The 18,633-nt window shown below is 75.3% G+C and carries 15 protein-coding genes and 1 pseudogene; all 16 read right to left on the bottom strand.

The window, feature by feature from the left end; all coding sequences use genetic code 11:
- Positions 1-184 (bottom strand): annotated as a pseudogene (locus IF88_RS47740) (zinc-ribbon domain-containing protein); the annotation flags it as partial.
- A 5-nt stretch (positions 185-189) separates the two neighbouring features.
- Positions 190-762, bottom strand: a complete 573-nt coding sequence (locus IF88_RS0111720) for a phage tail protein (RefSeq protein ID WP_030710054.1) — start codon at positions 760-762, stop codon at positions 190-192.
- Positions 759-2,729 carry a putative baseplate assembly protein gene (locus IF88_RS0111725; RefSeq protein ID WP_030710055.1) on the bottom strand — a complete coding sequence of 657 codons (1,971 nt, stop codon included), beginning with the start codon at positions 2,727-2,729 and terminating at the stop codon, positions 759-761. The genes IF88_RS0111720 and IF88_RS0111725 overlap by 4 nt, the downstream gene beginning before the upstream one ends.
- Entirely contained in the window at positions 2,729-3,151 is a 423-nt protein-coding gene (locus tag IF88_RS0111730) for a GPW/gp25 family protein (protein ID WP_030710056.1), read from the bottom strand. Before IF88_RS0111730 ends, IF88_RS0111725 begins: the two co-directional genes overlap by 1 nt.
- Positions 3,151-3,468, bottom strand: coding sequence for a PAAR domain-containing protein (locus IF88_RS0111735; RefSeq protein ID WP_030710057.1), 318 nt, complete (start codon positions 3,466-3,468; stop codon positions 3,151-3,153). Before IF88_RS0111735 ends, IF88_RS0111730 begins: the two co-directional genes overlap by 1 nt.
- Before the next feature lie 53 nt (positions 3,469-3,521).
- Positions 3,522-5,339, bottom strand: coding sequence for a VgrG-related protein (locus tag IF88_RS0111740; RefSeq protein WP_030710058.1), 1,818 nt, complete (start codon positions 5,337-5,339; stop codon positions 3,522-3,524).
- Complete coding sequence (locus tag IF88_RS0111745) at positions 5,336-6,061, bottom strand: LysM peptidoglycan-binding domain-containing protein (protein WP_030710060.1); 726 nt, start codon at positions 6,059-6,061, stop codon at positions 5,336-5,338. Before IF88_RS0111745 ends, IF88_RS0111740 begins: the two co-directional genes overlap by 4 nt.
- 76 nt (positions 6,062-6,137) lie before the next feature.
- Positions 6,138-6,563, bottom strand: coding sequence for a phage tail protein (locus tag IF88_RS0111750; protein WP_030710062.1), 426 nt, complete (start codon positions 6,561-6,563; stop codon positions 6,138-6,140).
- Positions 6,564-6,595: 32 nt separating this feature from the next.
- Positions 6,596-7,993, bottom strand: coding sequence for a hypothetical protein (locus IF88_RS0111755; RefSeq protein WP_158754353.1), 1,398 nt, complete (start codon positions 7,991-7,993; stop codon positions 6,596-6,598).
- A 1,689-nt stretch (positions 7,994-9,682) separates the two neighbouring features.
- Positions 9,683-9,841 (bottom strand): DUF6760 family protein, encoded by a 159-nt coding sequence (locus tag IF88_RS47220; RefSeq protein ID WP_190184831.1) that lies wholly within the window; start codon positions 9,839-9,841, stop codon positions 9,683-9,685.
- A complete protein-coding gene (locus tag IF88_RS0111765; protein WP_030710066.1) occupies positions 9,838-10,335 on the bottom strand; it encodes a zinc-ribbon domain-containing protein in 498 nt (165 codons plus the stop codon). Before IF88_RS0111765 ends, IF88_RS47220 begins: the two co-directional genes overlap by 4 nt.
- Positions 10,332-10,772: a phage tail protein gene (locus tag IF88_RS0111770; protein ID WP_030388073.1), complete on the bottom strand. Its 441-nt coding sequence runs from the start codon at positions 10,770-10,772 to the stop codon at positions 10,332-10,334. The genes IF88_RS0111765 and IF88_RS0111770 overlap by 4 nt, the downstream gene beginning before the upstream one ends.
- Positions 10,773-10,810: 38 nt before the next feature.
- Positions 10,811-12,370 carry a phage tail sheath family protein gene (locus IF88_RS0111775; protein ID WP_030710069.1) on the bottom strand — a complete coding sequence of 520 codons (1,560 nt, stop codon included), beginning with the start codon at positions 12,368-12,370 and terminating at the stop codon, positions 10,811-10,813.
- A gap of 157 nt (positions 12,371-12,527) precedes the next feature.
- Positions 12,528-14,621, bottom strand: coding sequence for an ATP-binding protein (locus tag IF88_RS0111780; RefSeq protein WP_037805767.1), 2,094 nt, complete (start codon positions 14,619-14,621; stop codon positions 12,528-12,530).
- Positions 14,618-15,397 (bottom strand): DUF4255 domain-containing protein, encoded by a 780-nt coding sequence (locus tag IF88_RS0111785; protein ID WP_030710073.1) that lies wholly within the window; start codon positions 15,395-15,397, stop codon positions 14,618-14,620. Before IF88_RS0111785 ends, IF88_RS0111780 begins: the two co-directional genes overlap by 4 nt.
- Positions 15,394-18,579 (bottom strand): DUF11 domain-containing protein, encoded by a 3,186-nt coding sequence (locus tag IF88_RS0111790; RefSeq protein ID WP_051836802.1) that lies wholly within the window; start codon positions 18,577-18,579, stop codon positions 15,394-15,396. Before IF88_RS0111790 ends, IF88_RS0111785 begins: the two co-directional genes overlap by 4 nt.
- Positions 18,580-18,633 lie beyond the last annotated feature (54 nt).

Here is an 18,633-nt window from a genome sequence, read left to right on the forward strand (position 1 = left end):
GCGGTGGGGTGGCCCGGGCCGGGGGTGGGGGGTCTTGGGGGGCGTCCGCCGAGCCGGCGTTGGCGCCTGGGGCGGACGCGCCTCGGGTGGGGGTGGGGTCGGACCAGCCGAGGTAGGCGCCGCAGTTGCCGCAGAAGTCGTCCGTCGCGCCGTTGGACGCACCGCACACGGGACACGCACGCATCGCCGTCACCTTCCTTCACCCGCGGGCGGCCCGGCCAGGACCTCCACGCGGCAGACCGTGTGGACGGGGCACAGGGTGCGGACGAGTGCGCGGACCCGGTCCGCGTCGACCGCGTACGCCTCCCCCTCGCGCCCCGGCCACACCCGGATCAGGACCTCGTCGGCCGGCGGAGGCGGCAGGTCCGCGCCCGCCGTACGGGACCAGGTGGCCCCGCCGTCCCCGCTGACCTCGGCGGACACGCCCAGGACCAGCCGCAGGGCCTCGGTCAGGCCGCGCCGGGTGCCGCGCCAGCGGTGCAGTTCCACCGCGCGGGCCACCGCCTCGCGCCGCAGCGCGGTCGGCCACCGGGGGTCGTCGATGCCGCCCACCCAGGAGGCCAGCCAGGGCAGGAAGTCGGCCGGGGCGAGCCGGGGGTCGAAGTAGGAGGGCAGGTTGTCGAGGGTGGTGAACACCGGGGCCAGGACCGTGTCGAGGCCCGCCGTGAACCGCTGGGCGAAGTCGTCGTCGGCGTACAGCGCGGGCAGTTGCCCGCCGATCGGGTGCGGGCTGGGGAGGCCCGGGACGGCGGCCCGGCTCATCCGCGCACCCCCGGCTCCGGCTCCGTCACGACGACCTGGTGCTGGTAGGAGAAGACGAGCGCGCCCGCTCCGATGTCGAGCCTGTCGACGGGGGCGCCGCGCCGCCCGGTGATCGGGTCGGCGGCGAACATGCGGATGTCCTCCACCAGGACGTCCCCGATGGCGCGTTGCACCACGCCGAACACCTCGCCGTACTGCACGGACCGCCCGAACGGCCAGCCGGTGCCGTCGGGTCCGCCGTGCAGCGGGTTGAGGTGGCGGAACAGCGCGGCGAGCGCCGCCTCGCGCACCCGGTCGGCGTCCGCGGCGGGCGCCGACAGCCGGGCGACCACGGTGACGCCCTGGTAGACGGGCGGTTCGACGACGAGGCGGGTGCCGATCAGGCGCCGTTCGTCGAGGCTGGTGGTGATCGCGGTGAGCACCTGGTCGGAGGGGATCAGCTGCTCGAACCGGAGCCGGTCGTCGCCCTCGTCGGCCACCGCGTCGGGCACCACCAGGACGCGGACCGCGCCCGCGCCGGCGGAGCCGTCCGCGGCGGGCAGGCAGCGGACGCGGCGTACCGAGGGTGCCGCCTGGCGGGCGATGATCTCGTAGTCCTCGGCGGTCACCGCGCGTTCCTGCATGCGCAGGGTCTCCGGCGCCCGCAGCTTGGCGTTGTCGACGGTCTCCCCGGCGACGCCGCCGCGCGCCGCCTCCCGGTTGGTGACGCGGGCGACGTAGGGGACGGAGCTGCGCAGGACGGAGATCGCGCCGCGGGAGACGTTGCCCGCGGGGCCGCCCCCGGTGCGGTAGTGGGCCACGCGGACCTGGGAGCCCTTGGGCGGTACGGCGCCGCAGGCGCGCAGGGTGCCGTCGGCCTCGCGCAGCACCGGCGGGAAGCCGAACTCGCCGGTGGTGGCGTTCACGCGGACGTGCCGGTCGTCGGCGGCGGAGCGGCCGAAGTGGTCCACCACCTCCCAGCGCTGCCATCCTTCGGGCGAGGACACCTCCACCACCGGGGGCTCCCCGTCGAGCAGGACGGGCGGGCGGCCGAGCCGGAAGGTCTGCCCCGCCACCCCCTCCGACTGGCCGAGCGGTACGTCGGTCACGCGCTCGGCGTGTTCCACGGTCATCGTGCCGCCGACGGTGAAGACGGCGGCCTCGCGCACGGTCGGGGACTCCGAGTAGAACGGCTGGCCGGGCTCGGGCTCGGTGACCCGGCAGCGCAGCCAGCCGGCGCGGGTGCCGCTGATCAGCGACGCGGTGTGCCCGGCCGGTACGTACACGATGACCTCACCGGGCCGGTTGAGGCCGCCGGTGCTGTCGGAGTCGGTCTCGCAGCGCTGCCACCGGCCGCCGTCCCACGCCTCCCACACCAGCGGGGGCTGGCGCGGGTCGACGCCGACGCCCTCGACGCGGCTGTCGAGGCGCACCGCGACCACGCAGCGCGGTACCGCCGTCGGCAGGCCGAACAGCAGGGCGTCGCCGGGTTCGGGCGTCGCCTGGAAGCACGGTATGTCGAGGCCCTCGGCGAGGGCGGCGGTGCGGTCGCTCTGCTCGCCGGTGCGGGGTGCGGTGACCAGGCGCGTCAACTCGCTGGGCACGATGCGCAGATCGTCGGTGGTGGCGAAGACCACGGCGTCCTCGGTCTCGCCGGCGGCGGTCGTCACCTCGGTGCCCGCGGGCAGCGTCAGCGTCTCGGGCTGCGGGGCGGACAGCCAGAAGTCGACGTCGGCGACGGCCGCCGACGGCGGGTACAGCCGGATGTCCAACAGGTCCAGGAACGCCAGGTAGTTCTTGTCCGGGACCCGGTTCAGCCGGTAGAGCAGCTGGTCCACGAGGTAGGCGAACGTCTCGATCAGGGTGACGCCCGGGTCGGAGACGTTGTGGTCGGTCCATTCCGGGGCGCGCTGCTGCACGTACCGCTTCGCCTCGTCGACGAGTTGCTGGAACCGGCGGTCGTCCAGGTTGGGGGAGGGCAGGGCCATCAGTCCGCGACCATTTCCTCGGCCCCCTCCTCGGAGGGGATCGTGTAGAAGGGGAAGACCAGGTTGCGCCGGTCGTTGGTGGTGCGCACCGTGTAGTGCACATCGATGTAGAGGGTGCCCGCCTCGACGGCGTCGAAGGCCACGACGACCTCGTCGACCGCGATGCGGGGCTCCCAGCGCTCCAGGGCCTCGCGCACCTGCTGGGCGATCCGCCCGGCGGTGTCGCCGTCGCCGGGGGCGAAGACGTACTCGTGGATGCCGCAGCCGAACTCGGGGCGCATCGGCCGCTCGCCCGGAGCGGTGCCGAGGACCAGCCGGATGGCCTCCTCCAGTTCGCGTTCCCGCTCGACCATGGCGATCCCGCCGGTCGGTCCGACCCGCAGGGGGAACGCCCAGCCGCGCCCGATGAACCGTTCGCTCATCACACACCGCCGATCAGGACGGTGGGGGCGCCGGTGAGGATCATCGCGCCGCACGAGGTCTGGTCGCGCGCCCGGGCGGCGGGCAGCCCGCCGATGAGCACCGTGCCCGTGGCGAGCGCGGCCGGGTTCGGCATGACCACGTTGCCCGGGCCCAGTGCGGCGTGCGGCGGGACCACGCAGACGTGGAGGCTGCCGACGACGGCGGCGGGTTGGCCGCCGATCAGCACCGTCGCCACCGACGCGGCGGCGCCGGGCGGTGGCGTGGCGATCCGGCCACCGTGGTTGGTGGGGTCGCCGGTACGGGCTGCGGCTGGCATCGGGTCCTCCTCGGGGGAAGCGGTCATGGTGCGAGTGACGGGGGGCAGGGGGGTCAGTTGATCCGGATGAGCCGGGCCTTGAGGGTGGCGAGCAGGCCGCCGTTGACGGTGACGTCGGCGGTTCCGTTCACCTTCACCGAGCGGCCGCCGATGCTGACCCCGGCGGTGCCGTCGATGTCCACCTGGCGGCCGGACACCTTCACCGTGCCCCGCCGGGCGTCCAGGGTGATGCCGTTCTTGTCCAGGAGGACCGAGGTCAGCGGGCGCCCCCGCCCCGCGTACACGGTGAGCTCGATGCGGTCCCTGCGGTCGTCCATGCGTACTTCGAGCCGCTCGTCCCCGGTCACCAGCCGCAGCCCGGAGGGGCCCGGCGCCGCCGCGTCGAGCAGCTCCACGCGGTGGCCCGAACGCGACACCACCGAACGCCGGTTCACCTTCCCGCTGGTCTTGTCGATCAGAGGTACGTCGTGCGGGGAGGGCTGGTCCACACCGTTGTAGAGCCCGCCGAGGACGTACGGGCTGTCGAGCAGTCCCTGCTCGAACCCGACGAGCACCTCGTCGTTGACCTCGGGGCTCACCACGCCGCCGCCGCCCTTGCCGCCCCACTGGACGGTGCGCACCCAGTCGGTGACGTACGTGTCGTCGAGCCAGGGGAACTTCAGGCGCACCGCCCCGCGCTGGGAGCCGTTCGGTTCGCGGACGTCCGTGACCACGCCGATCGCGAGCCCCGGGATGCGCGGGCCGCGCCCGGGCGCGTTGGCGCCGGTGACCAGGCCGGCCAGGGAGCGGTCGGGGCTGGAGCTGACCCACACGGTGGTGCGGTAGCCGCCGTGCGGCTCCAGGACGTGCTGCACGGCCGTCGCCGTGTACCGGCCGGAGAAGGCCTGACCCACGTTGCCGAGCGCGATGGCCTTGCCCGCCCGCAGCAGCGGGTTCCCCTCGGCGACGGCCTCCAGCTCGCCGAAGCCGGAGCTGACCTCGTCCGCCGCCGCCTTCGCGACCGCCGCGGTCTCGGCCTGCGTACGGTACGGGGTGTCGGTGACGGCCACGACGGACTTGCCGAAGCGTGCGGCGAACTGGGGGCTGAGGCCCGGCACCACCGTGTCGCTGACCACGGACGGCTGCTCGGCGACCAGCGGCCGCTTGGTGGTCACGTCCCAGCCGCGCACCTGCACCTTGGAGGCGCCGTCGGCGGCCGACAGCGCGGCCCGCAGGGCGAGGAGGTTCCTCCCGTACTCCAGGACCATCGGGTTGCGCACGGCCGACGTCGAGGGGGCGGGCGCCCCGGACGCCTTCACGGGCCGGGTGAACTGGAGCAGTCCTTTGTCGTCGACGCGCACCTGCGCGCCGCTCTCGCCCGCGAGGAACTGCAGGAAGTCCCAGTCGGAGACGTTCGCCTGGGACAGCTGCTTGTACGTCACCGGCGCCGCCTCCACCTTCCCGACGGCGAGGCCCGCTCCGGCGGCCACCTTGCGGACGATGGCCGCGGCCGTCATGTTGCGGTACGCCACGACCTTGCGGCCGCGCTGGAGGCGGTGCGCCTTGGAGTAGGCGCGCACGACGGTGAACGAGCCGGTGCGGTCCCGGTCGATCTCCAGGGCCGTGACCTCGCCGTTGAACAGCCGCTCCCGCGCCTGCCCCTTCACGGTCATCACCGACACCCGCAGCGGCGAGCCGATGGTGATGCCGGTGGCGCGCAGGAACTCGTGGTCGGGGTCGCGGTAGGTGAGCACCGCGGTGTCCGGCAGGCCCACGTTCTCGTCGACCACACAGCTCACCAGCTGCGCCGCCCAGATCTGCGGCAGTTCGCCGGGGGCTTCCACGATCGGGTCGGCCGCGAACGACCGGCCTCCGGATTCTGATCCGCTCACCGCTGCTCCTCCTCGCCGTGCTGGTCTTGCAGGGCCGGCACCACGAGTTCGGTGCCGGGGACGAGCGCCATCGGGTCGTCGATCCGGTTGGCCTCCGCGATGGCCCGCCAGGCCGTCGCGTCGCCGTACTCGCGCCAGGCGAGCATCGCCAGGCTGTCGCCCGCCACCACGATGTGCGTGCTGCGGGCGGTGCGTGCGCCGGAGGTCGGGTTCTGGCCCGGCGGGTCGACGCTCGCCTCCTCGATGGACAGCGAGCAGGTGGCCCGTAGCGGCTTGCCGTCCACGTCGAAGAGCGTGTACGACACCGACAGGTTCGACAGGACCCCGTCGAACGACGTCGTCCGCGCGCTGCCCCACTCGAAGCGCACCCAGGGGCTCGCCGGCTTCTTGCGGCCGAGGCTGGCGGGGGTCGGCACGCACGCCTTCATCAGCTTCTCCACCGCCTGCTCCACGGAGTTGTCGTGGGTGGCGGTGGCGTCCAGGAACACCTCCAGGCTGAGCGTGCGCGGACCGCTGCCCACGAACTCGGGCAGCGCCGACTGCCCCGCCATCCGGGACGGGGAGCGCCGCCACTCGGTGGTCTTGCCCAGTTGCAGGGTCGAGGGGTTGAACTGGAGGCCGAGCTTCGCGATCGTCCCACCCGGCTTGGCCCCGACCGAGGTCGGCGGCTCCTTGAGGGTGAGCTGGGCCCTGGCGCGGCTGGCGCGTGCCGATGAGGCCATGGCGTGGACTCCCTTCCGGAGCGGGGGCGAGGGACAGGACGGTCGTGGGCGGGGCGGCGGGCGGGGTGCCGGGGGGTCAGGAGGGCAGCAGGCCCTGGTGGGCGATCTCCAACGTCTCCACCGCGGCGGCGGAGTTGGCGGGGTCGAAGGAGGGCCCCTGCCAGCGCACGGGGACGATCCCGAACACCTGCCAGCTGATGATCCGGCTGAGGTCGGGCCGCAGGGCCACGATCTCCCCGTCCTTGGGCTCGACCCGCCGCAGCGTCTCGTCCAGCCAGCGGCCGATCTTCGCGGTGTCGGCGGTGACGGGCCGGGTGAGGGTGATGTTCGACCAGGTCACGCGGCCCGGCAGCTGCCACGTGAAGCCGTTGTTGCCGCCCTCGGCGTAGCTCTCCATCTCGACTTCGGCGCCCATGCCGGAGCAGGTGTGGAAGGCGCCCAGGTCGTTGCCGCCGATCGCCAGCCGGAAGAACACGCTGGTCGCGAAGATGTTGTCCGTCATCGGTCCGTCGTCCGTTTCTCGTCTACGTGGTCTCAGCGACGGCCGTCGAAGGGCCGGCCCGCGCGTTCCCGACCGCGCCGCAACTCGGTGCGCAGCAGGCGGGAGACCGGATCCAACAGACGGCGCGCGAGATCGTCCAGGTCGGCGTCGGGGACCTGTGGGGCCGCGTGCCGGTCGGCCGGGACGGACTTGGCACCGCCGCCGCCGCTCGGCCCGTGGCTGGTCGGCCCGGGGCCGCTCCGGCCGACCGGGGCCCGCTGCACCGGCGGGGGGCCCGCCGCGTGGGGGACGCCTGCCGTCGGCGCGGTGGCGGCCGCTGCCGGGGTGGCGGCGGGGGCCGGTGTCCTGGGGCGTACGACGGGTACGGGCCGCGCCGGCGACGCGGCCGGGGCCGGCTGCACCACGACCGGCGGTGCCTGTGGGCTCGTCACGGGCAGGGGGGTGGCCGCGGCGCGGGCGGGGGCCGACGCGGGCGCGGTACGCGGGCCGGGCGCCGGGCGCACGACGTGCGGCGGGCGCGCGCCGTGGCCGCCGCACGGCCCGTCCACCGCGGCGCGCTGGACCTGCCGCGATGCGCTCGACGCGGCGGGCCAGCGCGCTGCCACCACGGGACGGCCCGCCGGGCGGGGGGCGGGCGCGGCCGCGCTCCCCATGTCACGGGTGCCGAGGGACAGCGGCCGGGCCGCCAGGAGCTGGAGCGCGCGGGGCGCGGAGGGCGTCGTCGAGGCGTCGCCCGCGGTCTCGTCGGTGACCGAGCGGGCGACGACCAGCGGAACCGGGCGAGCGGAACCGGAGGGCGCGGCGGATGGGGTCGTACGGGGCTGTCCGGCGCCGGACCCCAGCACGGGCGCGCGGCCGGCCGGTGTCGACGCGGCCCCGGCCGCGAGTGCGCGCTGGATGTCGGCGTGGGACATGGGCCGGGCCGCCGCCCGGGCCCGGGACGAGGGGGAAACGGGCGGCGCCGCGCTCGGCGGCAGCGCGGTCAGCGGCGCGCCGAGGCCGGTGCGCACCCGCGGCGCGGACCGCCGTGTGGGCTCGGCGACACCACTGGCCGAGGGCTCGGCCTGGCGCTGGACCATGGGCATGGCCGGGGCGGGCGCGGTTCGGCCCGCCGGGGTGGCCGTGGGCGGGAGTTCGGTGAGGGGCGCGCCGAGCGGTGCGCGGCTGCGCGCCCGCTGCACGGGCACGTCCGACCCGGCCGTGGGCTCCGCGTGGCGCTGCGGGGACGGCTTCGTCCCCGCGCTGTCCCGCTCGGCCCGCTCGGCCCGCTGGACCATGGGCATGGCGGGGGTGGGTGCGGGTCGGCCCGCCGGGGTTGCGGTGGGCGGGAGTTCGGCGAGGGGCGCGCCGAGCGGCGGGCGGCTTCCCGCGCGCTGCTCCGGAGAGGACCCTGCGCTGTCGGGCTCGGTCTGGCGCTGGACGATGGGCATGGCGGGGGTGGGTGCGGGTCGGCCCGCCGGGGTTGCGGTGGGCGGGAGTTCGGCGAGGGGCGCGCCGAGCGGCGGGCGGCTTCCCGCGCGCCGTGGCGCTGCGCCGGGCGGTGCTCCGGGGAGGGCCCTGCGCTGTCGGGCTCGGCCTGGCGCTGGACCATCGGCATGGCCGGGGTGGGTGCGGGGGCCTGGGCTGCCGCCGGGCGGTCCGAGGGGGTGGCCGTGGGCGGCACATCGGTGAGCGCGGCGCCGAGCGGCGGCCGGCTTCCCGCGCGCTGCGCGGGCGCGCTCGGCCCGGCCGTGGGCTCGGCGTGGCGGTGCTCCGGGGAGGGCTTCGGCCGATCGCTGTCGGGCTCGGCCTGGCGCTGGACCATGGGCATGGCCGGGGTGGGTGCAGGGGCCTGGGCTGCCGCCGGGCGGTCCGTGGGCGGGAGTTCGGTGAGCGGGGCGCCGAGCGGCGGCCGGCTTCCCGCGCGCTGCGCGGGCGCGTTCGGCCCGGCTGCCGGCTCCGCCTGGCGCTGCGGGGTGCGCTGGGGCCCACTGCTGTCGGGCGTGTTGGCCCGATCGGCCGAGGTCTCGACCCGGCCCTGGACCGTGGGCTTCGCCGGGGCGGGCTGCGGCCCTGCGCTGTCGGGGTCGGCCTGGCGCTGGACCATCGGCATCGCCGGGGTGGGCGCGGGGGTCGCTGCGGGGTCGTCCGACGGGGTGGCCGCGGGCGGGAGTTCGGTGAGGGGGGTGCCGAGCGGTGCGCGGCTCGCCGCCCGCTGCACGGGCGTGTCCGAAGCACCCCGGGTGTGTACGGGAGCGGGGCGGACGGCGGGCACGCGGCGCCTGGGCGTGGCCGGGACCCGGGCGACGGTCAGCGTCCGGCCGACCGCGCGCGGCCGGACCGCGGCGGGCGTCTCCTCGCCTGTGCGGCCGGGACGGGCTCCCGCGGCCGCAGGGGCGGACACGGACCGCTGCACGGGCGGAGCGGACGGGGTGGTACCCCCGGCGGACGCTCCCCGGGGCGCCGATGCGTCGGGGACCACCGCGATACGGCGGATCAGCGGGAACGTCGGAGGCGTCGGCGCACGGTCGGGCGCGGCAGCGGGAACGGCCGCGCCGCTGCCCGTCGCCGCGGCCCGCTGTACGGCGGGAGCGGGCGTGCCGAGTACGGCCGCGGAGTGCGTGGACGCGCCACGCGTGCCCGGGCTGCCCGGGCTGCTCGGACGGGACGACGTACCGCCCGATATCTGCGGGGGGTGGCCCGCAGCGGGCGGCTCCGCCTCCTGCGGCTGCCGCAGTGCCCGCAGCAGCAGCGGGCCGCCGCCACTGGCGGCGGTGGCCGCGGGGCCGGCTCCGGCGGGGCGGGTGACCCCGCGTACGAGACCGGCCGGGGCGGACGGCAGCACGGCGTGGCCGAGCCCGGTGTCGAACGACGGGTCGCGCCACGCGGCCAGGCCGGACCGGAAGGCCAGCCCGTCGCTGACGCCGATGGCCGCGCGGGACACGGTCAGCACGGGCCGCGCCGTCATGCGCCAGCCACCGTCCCAGTCGCCGGGTACACCGGTCTCCGGTACTCCGGTCTCCGGTACCCCGGTCTCCGGTGCGGCCGACGCGCCCGGCGCGGACGGCTCCGCTCCGCGGCCGCTCGCGACCTCCGGCACGGCGGTGCGCCGACGCAGCCTGTCCCGCCATGCCATGCGTTCAACCGCCTTCGTTCACACGGGTGTTGATTCGAGCTATCTCGGTGACCCACTCCTGGCGCTCGCCGTGGGTCAGGTCGAGGATCTCGTCGCGTTGCCAGTGGAAGTGGTAGGCGATGTACGCGATCTCCTCCTTCAGTCGGGGGAGGGCGTACGTCACGATTCCCCCAGGCGCCCACCGGACAGGTCGACCTCGAAGCCGCCTTCGCAGTGCGGGCAGGTGACCGCCGCGCGGGTGTGCCCCTCGCTGTTGACGCGCCGGTAGAAGTCCTGGAGGAACGCGACGTCGGTCGCGTACATCCGCTCGACGATCCCGGCGTGCACGTCGGTGATGGTGCCGAGGCGGGTGATCACCTGGCTGAGCAGCACCACGCTCAGGTACGCCGGGTTCTCCTTGACCCGCAGGTCGATCTGCGGGCGCAGTTCGTCGCGGGCGGTGGCCAGGCGCATCGAGCCGTGCCGGTGCAGCGTGCCCGCTTCGTCGACGTACCCGCGCGGCAGCTCGAACTCGAACTCCGTCCGCAGGCCGTGGTCCTCGCGCGCCGCCGGAGCGGCGGCGGCCGGGGGCGCCGCCGCCTGCTCCGGGGCCGTCGTGGGCGCCGTGACCTGGAGGATCTCCTCCAGGCTTCCTGCCGTCACCGTACGACGTCTCATTCGACGATGATCTCCTCGAACACGATGGTCACGGATTCGGTGGCCGCGGCGGACTCGCCGGCCTTGAGGGAGGGGCCCTCCCACTTGGAGGCCCAGCCCTGCATCAGCTGGATGCGGCGGACGGTCGCGCCCGTGGAGTCCTTGATCTCGATGGTGAGGTTCTGCCGTGCGGTGTCGACGGCCCCGTTGTTCAGGGTCTCCTTGATCCACTTGGTGAACTCGCTGCTCTTGTCGAGTCCCCGGGTGATCGTGACCTCGCCGGCCTGGCGGGCGCCGGGCTGCTTGCGGATGATCTGCTTGCCCTCCGCGCTGACCTGGCGGACCTCGACGACCTCTTCCTCGACGGTCAGGCCGCTGATCTCCTGGATCGACTCGACCAGGTAACCACCGAGCTGTACGCCGAAGATATGGGTGGAAAGAGCATCGCCCTCTGCCATGACTGTCCTTCACCTTTCCTTGCTGCTGCCCCGGAGGGTCACTCGTCGATGAGGCTGGTGCTGTCGGAGAACTGGGCCAGCCGGAAGACCACGAACTCGGCGGGCTTGACCGGCGACACGCCGATCTCGCAGACCACGCGGCCCTGGTCGATCGACTCCTGCGGGTTGTTGTCCCGGTCGCACTTGACGTAGAACGCCTCCGCGGCCGTGCGGCCGAACAGCGCGCCGCGGCGCCACTCCTCGGTGAGGAACGCGGTGACGTTGCGCCGGATGCTCGACCAGAGCCGGTCGTCGTTGGGCTCGAAGACCACCCACTGGGTACCCAGGAGGATGGACTCCTCCAGGTAGTTGAAGAGGCGGCGCACGTTCAGGTAGCGCCAGGCCGGGTCGGAGGAGAGGGTGCGGGCGCCCCAGATCCGGATGCCCCGGCCGGGGAAGGCCCGTACGCAGTTCACGCCGATCGGGTTGAGCAGGTCCTGCTCGCCCTTGCTCAGGCGCAGTTCCAGGTCCACCGCGCCGCGGATCACCTCGTTGGCGGGGGCCTTGTGGACACCGCGCTCGGCGTCGCTGCGCGCCCACACGCCGGCGACGTGGCCGCTCGGCGGGACGGTCGTGTTGCGCCCGGCGGCCGGGTCGAAGACCTTCACCCACGGGTAGTAGAGGGTGGCGTAGCGGGAGTCGTATCCCGCCTCGTCGTTGCGCCAGGTGCGCACCTGCTGGGCGGAGAGCCCCGGCGGGGTGTCCAGGACGGCCACGCGGTCGCCCATCTGCTCGCAGTGCGAGATCACCGCGAGCTGTACGGTGCGCACGCCCTCGGAGTCGATGTCGCCGCGCTGGTAGGCGCTCATCAGGTCCGGGACCGCGACCATGGTGATCTCGTCGATGGTCTCCAGGCCTGCGAACCCGGTGCGGGCGGCGGAGTCGCCGACGTACTCGGCGGGGTCGAGCCGGGCCACGCCGTCGCGGCCGGCCGGGGCGGGCGACGCGGCGGGGGCGTCGGGCACGGCGACGGTCTGCGCGGCGGGCCGGGTCTGGGCCGCGCCCCGCTGCTCGGTGACCTCGATCAGCTTCGAGGCGCGGGCCTGGGTGACGAGGTAGCCCTTGACGTTCTTGCGGGCGGACACCTCGTAGGTCTCGGCGACCTGCTCGCCCTGGCGGACCAGGACCTTGAAGCGGTCCTCGGGCGGGTTCTCGCCGTCCGAGTCGGCGATCTCCACGGACACGCCGGTGACGCCCGGCCGGGCCGTGAGGACGAAGCCGCCGAGCTCGACGGGCTCCGCGGCGCGGGGCTGCGGGACGGAGCCCGCGGCGGCCGGTGCGGAGGAGTCCTGGGCCTGTCCGCCGATGCGGACGACGTAGGCGGCGCCGCCGCCGTTGGCGAAGTACCCGTAGACGGCGTGGGGCAGGTAGGTGCCCTCGCCGAAGCCGCCGAACCGCTGGGAGTACTGGTCCCAGCTGGTGACCAGGGTCGGCTCGTGGAACGGGCCGCTCTGGGCGAAGCCCACGAACGCGGCGACGGCGGTGCCGACCCCTTCGATCGGGCGAGCACCGGACTGCACCTCCTCCACGTACACGCCCGGGGTGAGGTACGTCGGCATGCTCGCTCCTTCGGGTTACGGCTCTGTGATCAGGTCTGATCAGATCTGTCCACAGCCTTTCCGGAGGTCGCCGTCGTGGGCAGAGACGTTCGGCCCTGGCCGGGGGCAAGTGCGCTGCCCTCCTGGTCGCCCCTGCCGGACCGGCCAGGCAGCGCGCTCACACCTCCGTGATCTGCCCCAGGTACGGACCGAACTCGCTCTCCAGGACCAGCCGGCCGAGCTTGCGGTACTCCTGGGCGACCGCCGTCACCACCTGGCCCATGGTCAGCGGTTCGCCCGACGCGGCCGCGAAGTAGGCGGCCGTCACGGCGCAGGCCCGGATCGAGCCTCCGGCCAGCTCGAAGCGGTCGGCGCAGAAGGCGAGATCGAGGTCGCCGGCCCGGGGCAGCCGCTCGCCCAGGCACCGCTCCCACAGGGCCAGGCGCTGGGTGGCGTCGGGCACGGGGAAGTCGGCGACCACGTCGAGGCGGCGGGTGAACGCCTCGTCGAGGTTGGCCCGCAGGTTGGTCGTCAGGATGGCGATGCCGTCGAAGGACTCCATGCGCTGGAGCAGGTACGCCGACTCCATGTTGGCGTGCTTGTCGTGGGCGTCCTTCACCTCGGAGCGCTTGCCGAAGATCGCGTCGGCCTCGTCGAACAGCAGGACCGCGTTGACGGCCGACGCCTCGGTGAAGATCCGCTCCAGGTTCTTCTCGGTCTCGCCGACGTACTTGTCCACAACGGTGGACAGGTCCACCACGTACAGGTCCATGCCGAGGTCGGCCGCCACCACCTCGGCGGACATGGTCTTGCCGGTGCCGGAGGACCCGGCGAACAGCGCGATCACCCCGCGTCCGCGCCCGCCGCCGGGCCGCATGCCCCACTGGCCGAGGACCTGGTCGCGGTGGCGGGCGCGCACCGCGAGTTCCCGCAGCCGGCGGTGGGTGGGAGCGGGCAGCACCAGGTCGTCCCAGCCCACCGCGGGCTCCACCCGGCGGGCGAGGCGGGCGAGCCCCGCGCCGTTCTGGGCCCGTACGGCGGCGCGCAGGTCGTCGGGGGAGAGCGGGCGGCCGTCGAGTGCGGCGGTGCGCACCGCGGTGTCGGCGGCGCGCCGCAGCTGGCCGGCGTCGAGGCGGTGCGCGGACACGGACCGGGCGAGCGCGTCGGTGTCCCCGGCCGCGCCGTGCTCTCCGGCGGCCCGCTCCAGCGCGTGCCGCCAGCGGGTGGCGTGCCGCTCGGGGGTGGGGGCCGCCACCGTGAGGGTGACGGGGGTGGCGGCCGCCCAGGCGGGTTCCCAGCCGCTGGTTCCGTACGTGAACAGGGGGATGCCGCGCAGCACGGTGCACAGGGTGCGCAGGACGCGGGCCCGCTCGTCGGGCTGGTCGGGCAGTTCCTCCAGCGGCCCGAGCAGCACGCCGGCGCCCGTCAGGCGGGCCTCGCGGGCGACGGCGCGGACGAGTTCGGGCAGGGCCCGGGCGTGTGGGGCCAGTGCCGCCGCGTCCAGGGCGAGGGGAGTGGGCCCGCACGCGTGCAGTGCGGCGGCCGCGAGGCCCGCGGGGTCGCCGCCGCGGGCCCGCAGGTGGACGTGGCGGGTGCCGCTGCCGGCCGCGGCGACGGCCCGGACCAGCTCGGCCGGTTCGACGGCCGGGTCGTCGGTGGCCGCGGCGAGCACATCGGCCAGCCGCGGGTCGGGCGAGGTGTCGCCGAGCAGGTGGGCGGTGACCCGGTCCGGTACGGCCAGCACCCGTGACAGGGGCGGCCGTTCGGGCTCGGTGACCTCCAGCAGACCGCCCGCGACGAGGGGGGCGGTGGGGGAGAGCCGGAACCGCGCGGCGGCCACGCCGGCGCGGCCGCACAGTTCGAGGGCGAGGCCGACGGTGGGCCGGCGGCGCGTCAGGTCGTCGTTGAGGTAGCCGTAGAGCCGTTCGAAGCGGGCGTCCAGGTCGGGCGCCAGGGCCACCAGGAGCAGGTCCACGTCGAGCGGCTCCAGCGCGAAGCGCGTGGCGAGGACGTCGAGCGGCGAGCCGGGCCGGGGCGCGTCCGGGGCGAGCGCGGGCAGGCCGGAGCCGTGCGGTCCGTCCAGGACGCGGGCGGCGGCCTCGGGCGTGAGGTACTGGCCCCGGTAGGGGTCGTCGGGGTCGGGATCGACGGCCCGGCGGAGCTCCACGGCCCGGCGTACCCGCTCCTCGACGAGCCGCAGGCGCGTCCACAGATGGGGGGTGGTGTCGGCCGGGGCCGCGGGCGCGGTCTCCGGCTGGACGGTGTGCGTCACGGCTGTCGTTCCCCCCGTCGGCGGCGCGCGGGTACGTTCGGCCGTGGCCGGGAGCCGCCGAAGCCCTCGGGTCCCGGCACGTTCAGCCCGACGTAGCGCAGGCGGCGCCGGCTCTCGGCCCCGTCCGCCTCGGCCCCGTCCGCCTCGGCCCCGTCCGGCTCCGGCCTGTCCGTTGCGGACCCGTCCGCTTCGGACCCTCCCGGATCGACCTGCGGTACGGAGTTCACCACGAGCCCCTCGGTGACCGGCGGGGCCGTGATCGCGCTGATGCCGGCCAGCGGCGCCTTCACGCGCAGCCCGAGGGACGGCTTCAGGTCGCCGCCCAGCGCCGACCACACGTCGGAGGCGGCCGGTGCGTCCATGCCGGTACCGCCCGCGTCCACGTCCACGATCAGGCCGAGTTCGGCGAGCGTGCCGGTGAGCAGGCGCGGGGGCAGCGTGTCGGTGTTGACGAGGCAGGAGAGCACCTGGGAGAGCAGCCGGTGCTCGTCCTGCGGTCTGCTCGCCCACGCGGTGACCAGGTACGTCAGCTCGAACCAGCGCGGCGGGGTGCGGCGCGCGACGACGAAACCGTCCGCGTCGTACACCTCGCCCGCGCCGCTGCCGCGCCGGGTGTGGTCCTCGCGGATGTCGTACAGGAACACGCAGACCGTGGGCGCGCTGCGGCGCGCCGCCCAGTCACTCGTCGGGGCGTCGAAGACCACCTCGATGCCCGACGCCTCCAGGCCGGACTCCGCCAGCAGCCGGCGCAGCCCCTCGTCGACTTCGTGGATCATCGGCGGGTCACCTCGTCGGGCGGCTGCACCGAGCCGCCGACCACGAGGAAGTCGGTCTGCACCGGCGAGAAGCCGGGGCCGCTCGCCGTGATGGTCCGGGGGCCCGTCTGGTCCTTGGCCAGGATCAGCAGCTGCCCGATGAACGTGCCGTCGCGCTGCGGGAACGTCGGTGCCGCGGCCGCCGTGATGCCCGGCTTCCACGTGAACCGCACCGGCACGCCGGGCGGGAAGTCCTCGCCGCGCACGGAGGTGACGAAGCCGGGCTTGCCGATCGGCGGCACGGCGACGATGCGCGGCTGGAGGATGCGCAGCTGCTGCTGGGCTGTGTTGTCGCGGGGGTCGGCGTCCGTGCCCGTCGTGGTCAGGTTGCCGGTCACCTGGGCGGTGAGCGCCTTGTCGGGGGTGAGGACGACCCGCAGGACGGTCCGGGCGCCCGGAGCCAGGTCCGGCAGGGCGCACTCCCCGAACGCGTCGCAGCCCGGCGGCATTCCGGCGCTCGGTACGCCCTGCGGGAGGCCGATGCGCAGCCGCAGGCCGGTGGCCAGGGCGTTGCGGCCGTTGCGGACGGTGTACGTGACGACGACGCGGCCGCCGACGTAGCCGGGGTTCGGCTGCGCCGTGATGCTCAGCCCGGGGCCGGCCGGGGGTGCGGGCGGCTCCGGCTGCGGCGCGGGCGTCGTCGGCGGGGCGGGGGTCGGCGGTGCCGGGGTCGGAGTCGGCGGGGTGGGGGTCGGCTTCGGGGGTACGGGTGCCTCGCGCACCGGCACCACGGTCCGCCCGGAGTTGTCGCTGGGTCGGGGGTCGATCACGGTGCCCGTGACGGACCAGTCCACCGGCTGGTCCCCGGGGGTGACGCCGGTGAGGGTGACGGTCACCGGGACGGTGGTGCCGGGGCGGACCACGCCCAGGGTGCAGGTCAGCGCGGCCGTGTCACAGGTGGCGCCGGGCGCGGTGAGCCCGGTGACGCTCACGCCGAGCGGGGGCGAGACGGTCAGCCGGGTTCCGGGTGAGGCCGCGGGGCCCTGGTTGACGACGTCCACGCGGACGGTGGCGGAGCCGCCGACGGTGAGCGGCGCGGCCTTCTCGGGTGCCCGTACCGCGAGGTCCACGGACTGCTGCACGCCGGGTTCCTTCTGGCGGCCCGGCAGGCCGGTGACGAGCAGGGTGTGGTCGCCGGAGGCCACGTCGACCAGCTTCAGCTTCTCCGGGCTGTTGGGGGCACGGGAGCCGCGGGCACTGAGCACCAGGCTCTTGCCGTCGGCGGTCCACGCGGCGTCGCGGGGTTGGAACGGTCCCTTGGCCGTGGGCTCGGGCAGTTCCCGGCCGCAGGCCCCCGGCACGTCGCGGGCGGCGTCGGGCAGCAGGACCCGGCAGCCACCGCCGGTCGCGGAGGCGAGCAGGATGCCGCTGCGCTCGTCGACGCGGCCGCCGCCGTTCTTGCGGTTGAAGGCGATGGTGGCGCCGTCCGGGGAGAACGCCGGGCTGTCGTCGATGACTTCGCAGGCACCGGGGCACAGGGTGGCGCTCAGGTCGCGCTGGCGGTCCAGGTGGTCCACGGGCACGGTCCAGACGTGCTTGTTGCCGCCGTTGCCGTTGATCACGAGGTTGCGGGTGAAGGCCAGGGTCGTTCCGTCGGAGGACCACGTGGGCTGGGCGTCGCCCAGCCGGGCCTGGCCGGCGGGCGGGGCGATCTCGCCGCGGATCGCGCCGGTGGCGGCGTCCGCGATCAGGATGCGCGCGACGCCCGTGTCACCGCCGACCCCGCCGGGCGAGGTCCGGGTGAACGCCAGGAGCTTGCCGTCGGGGGAGAACGTCGGGTCGGTGTCCCAGTCCTCGGGGCCGCGGCCGGCGAGCGGCAGGGCCGATGCGTTGGTTCCGTCGGCGTCCGCCATCCAGATCCGCTGGATCCGGGCTTCGGGCTCGCCCTCGAAGCGGGTCAGCACGATCCTGCGCCCGTCGGGCGTGTAGTTCTGCCGCTCGGTCCACGGGTCGGAGCCGGGGGCGGGCCGGAACAGCGGGTCCTTGGCCGGGTCGGTGTTGGTGTCGGCCGCCGGGTCCTCCTTGAGGATGTCCAGGCCGAGGTCGCGCGGGTCGGAGCCGTCCATCCGGGCGTCCTGCAGGGTCACCGCGTGCGGTCCGGCCGCCGAGGTCCGCTCGGCCACGACGCCGCCGCCGTTCAGCGGGCCGAGCCAGGTGGGCGATGCGACCTCGCGGTCCTCGCTGAGCACGAGCTGGGGGGTGTCCGCCGAGTGCGCGGGCACCCGGAAGACGTGGTCCCAGTCGCCCTTGCAGTCACAGGTGCGGTCGGGGCTGAGGAAGAGCAGACCGTTCCCGTCGGGCAGCCACGCTGCCCCGCGGGTACGCCAGTCGGCCTGGGCGCCGGCCAGCAGCGGGCCGTCGCCGCGCCCGTCGGTCCAGCGCAGGCGGGGCCCGGTCGAGTCGGCGGTGGCCGGGGTGGCGGTGTAGGCGATGACGTCCCGGTTCGCCTTGTCGTCCACCGGGTTCCACACCGGCTCGGTGGCCGTGCCGTTGGCCGGGTCGGTGACGCGGGTGGCGGCGCCGCCGCGCAGGGGACGTACGTAGACCTGCCGGCCGACGGCCTTGTCGCTGTCGGAGGAGTAGGCGAGGCGTCCGCCCTCCGGCGAGACCGTGGGGTGCTCCTCGTTCGCGGGGGAGTCGGTCAGCCGGGTGAGGCCGGTGCCGTCGGTGCGCACCAGCCACAGGTCGCGCTGGGTGCCGCCGCCGGCGGGGGCGGGCTGGGCCGAGTCGAAGACGACGGACCGGCCGTCCGGGGTCAGCCGGGGGTTCGCCGCGTCCAGGCCGCTGGTCAGGCGCCGCACCGAGCCGTCCGCGGCCCGCAGGTAGACCTGCGGGGTGCGCTCGTCGCGGCGGCCGACGAAGACCAACTGGTCGCCCAGCGCGGCGGGCTGGGTGTCCAGGTGGGCCGGTCCCTCACCGAACAGCGGTGTGCTGGACGTGCCGCTCACCACCCGGCCGAGGCTCCGGTGGCGCGTACCGGCGTACACGACCCGGCCGTCACCGGCGTCGGCCGCCAGGGGGCGCGCCTCGGCGTCGCCCGGGCCGGTGGCCGCCGTCACCGCGAGCAAGGGCACCAGCAGCAGCAGCGGCGCGCCGGCCCTCCCCCAGCGGCGTCGACGACTGCAGGAGCCACCCGTGCCCATCACGGTCCACCTCACAGTCAGGTACAGCATTCACGTATGACCTCGCCATCCTGC

Origin of the sequence: Streptomyces sp. NRRL F-2580 (assembly GCF_000720115.1) — a bacterium.
Taxonomy (GTDB): domain Bacteria; phylum Actinomycetota; class Actinomycetes; order Streptomycetales; family Streptomycetaceae; genus Streptomyces.

Coding starts and splice junctions, on each gene's coding strand:
- IF88_RS0111770 (WP_030388073.1), bottom strand. CDS start 10,772: ATGGCAGAGGGCGATGCTCTTTCCACCCATATCTTCGGCGTACAGCTC.
- IF88_RS0111750 (WP_030710062.1), bottom strand. CDS start 6,563: ATGACGGACAACATCTTCGCGACCAGCGTGTTCTTCCGGCTGGCGATC.
- IF88_RS0111725 (WP_030710055.1), bottom strand. CDS start 2,729: ATGGCCCTGCCCTCCCCCAACCTGGACGACCGCCGGTTCCAGCAACTC.
- IF88_RS0111745 (WP_030710060.1), bottom strand. CDS start 6,061: ATGGCCTCATCGGCACGCGCCAGCCGCGCCAGGGCCCAGCTCACCCTC.
- IF88_RS0111755 (WP_158754353.1), bottom strand. CDS start 7,993: ATGCCCATCGTCCAGCGCCAGACCGAGCCCGACAGCGCAGGGTCCTCT.
- IF88_RS0111790 (WP_051836802.1), bottom strand. CDS start 18,579: ATGGGCACGGGTGGCTCCTGCAGTCGTCGACGCCGCTGGGGGAGGGCC.
- IF88_RS0111765 (WP_030710066.1), bottom strand. CDS start 10,335: ATGAGACGTCGTACGGTGACGGCAGGAAGCCTGGAGGAGATCCTCCAG.
- IF88_RS0111730 (WP_030710056.1), bottom strand. CDS start 3,151: ATGAGCGAACGGTTCATCGGGCGCGGCTGGGCGTTCCCCCTGCGGGTC.
- IF88_RS0111735 (WP_030710057.1), bottom strand. CDS start 3,468: ATGCCAGCCGCAGCCCGTACCGGCGACCCCACCAACCACGGTGGCCGG.
- IF88_RS0111720 (WP_030710054.1), bottom strand. CDS start 762: ATGAGCCGGGCCGCCGTCCCGGGCCTCCCCAGCCCGCACCCGATCGGC.
- IF88_RS0111775 (WP_030710069.1), bottom strand. CDS start 12,370: ATGCCGACGTACCTCACCCCGGGCGTGTACGTGGAGGAGGTGCAGTCC.
- IF88_RS0111785 (WP_030710073.1), bottom strand. CDS start 15,397: ATGATCCACGAAGTCGACGAGGGGCTGCGCCGGCTGCTGGCGGAGTCC.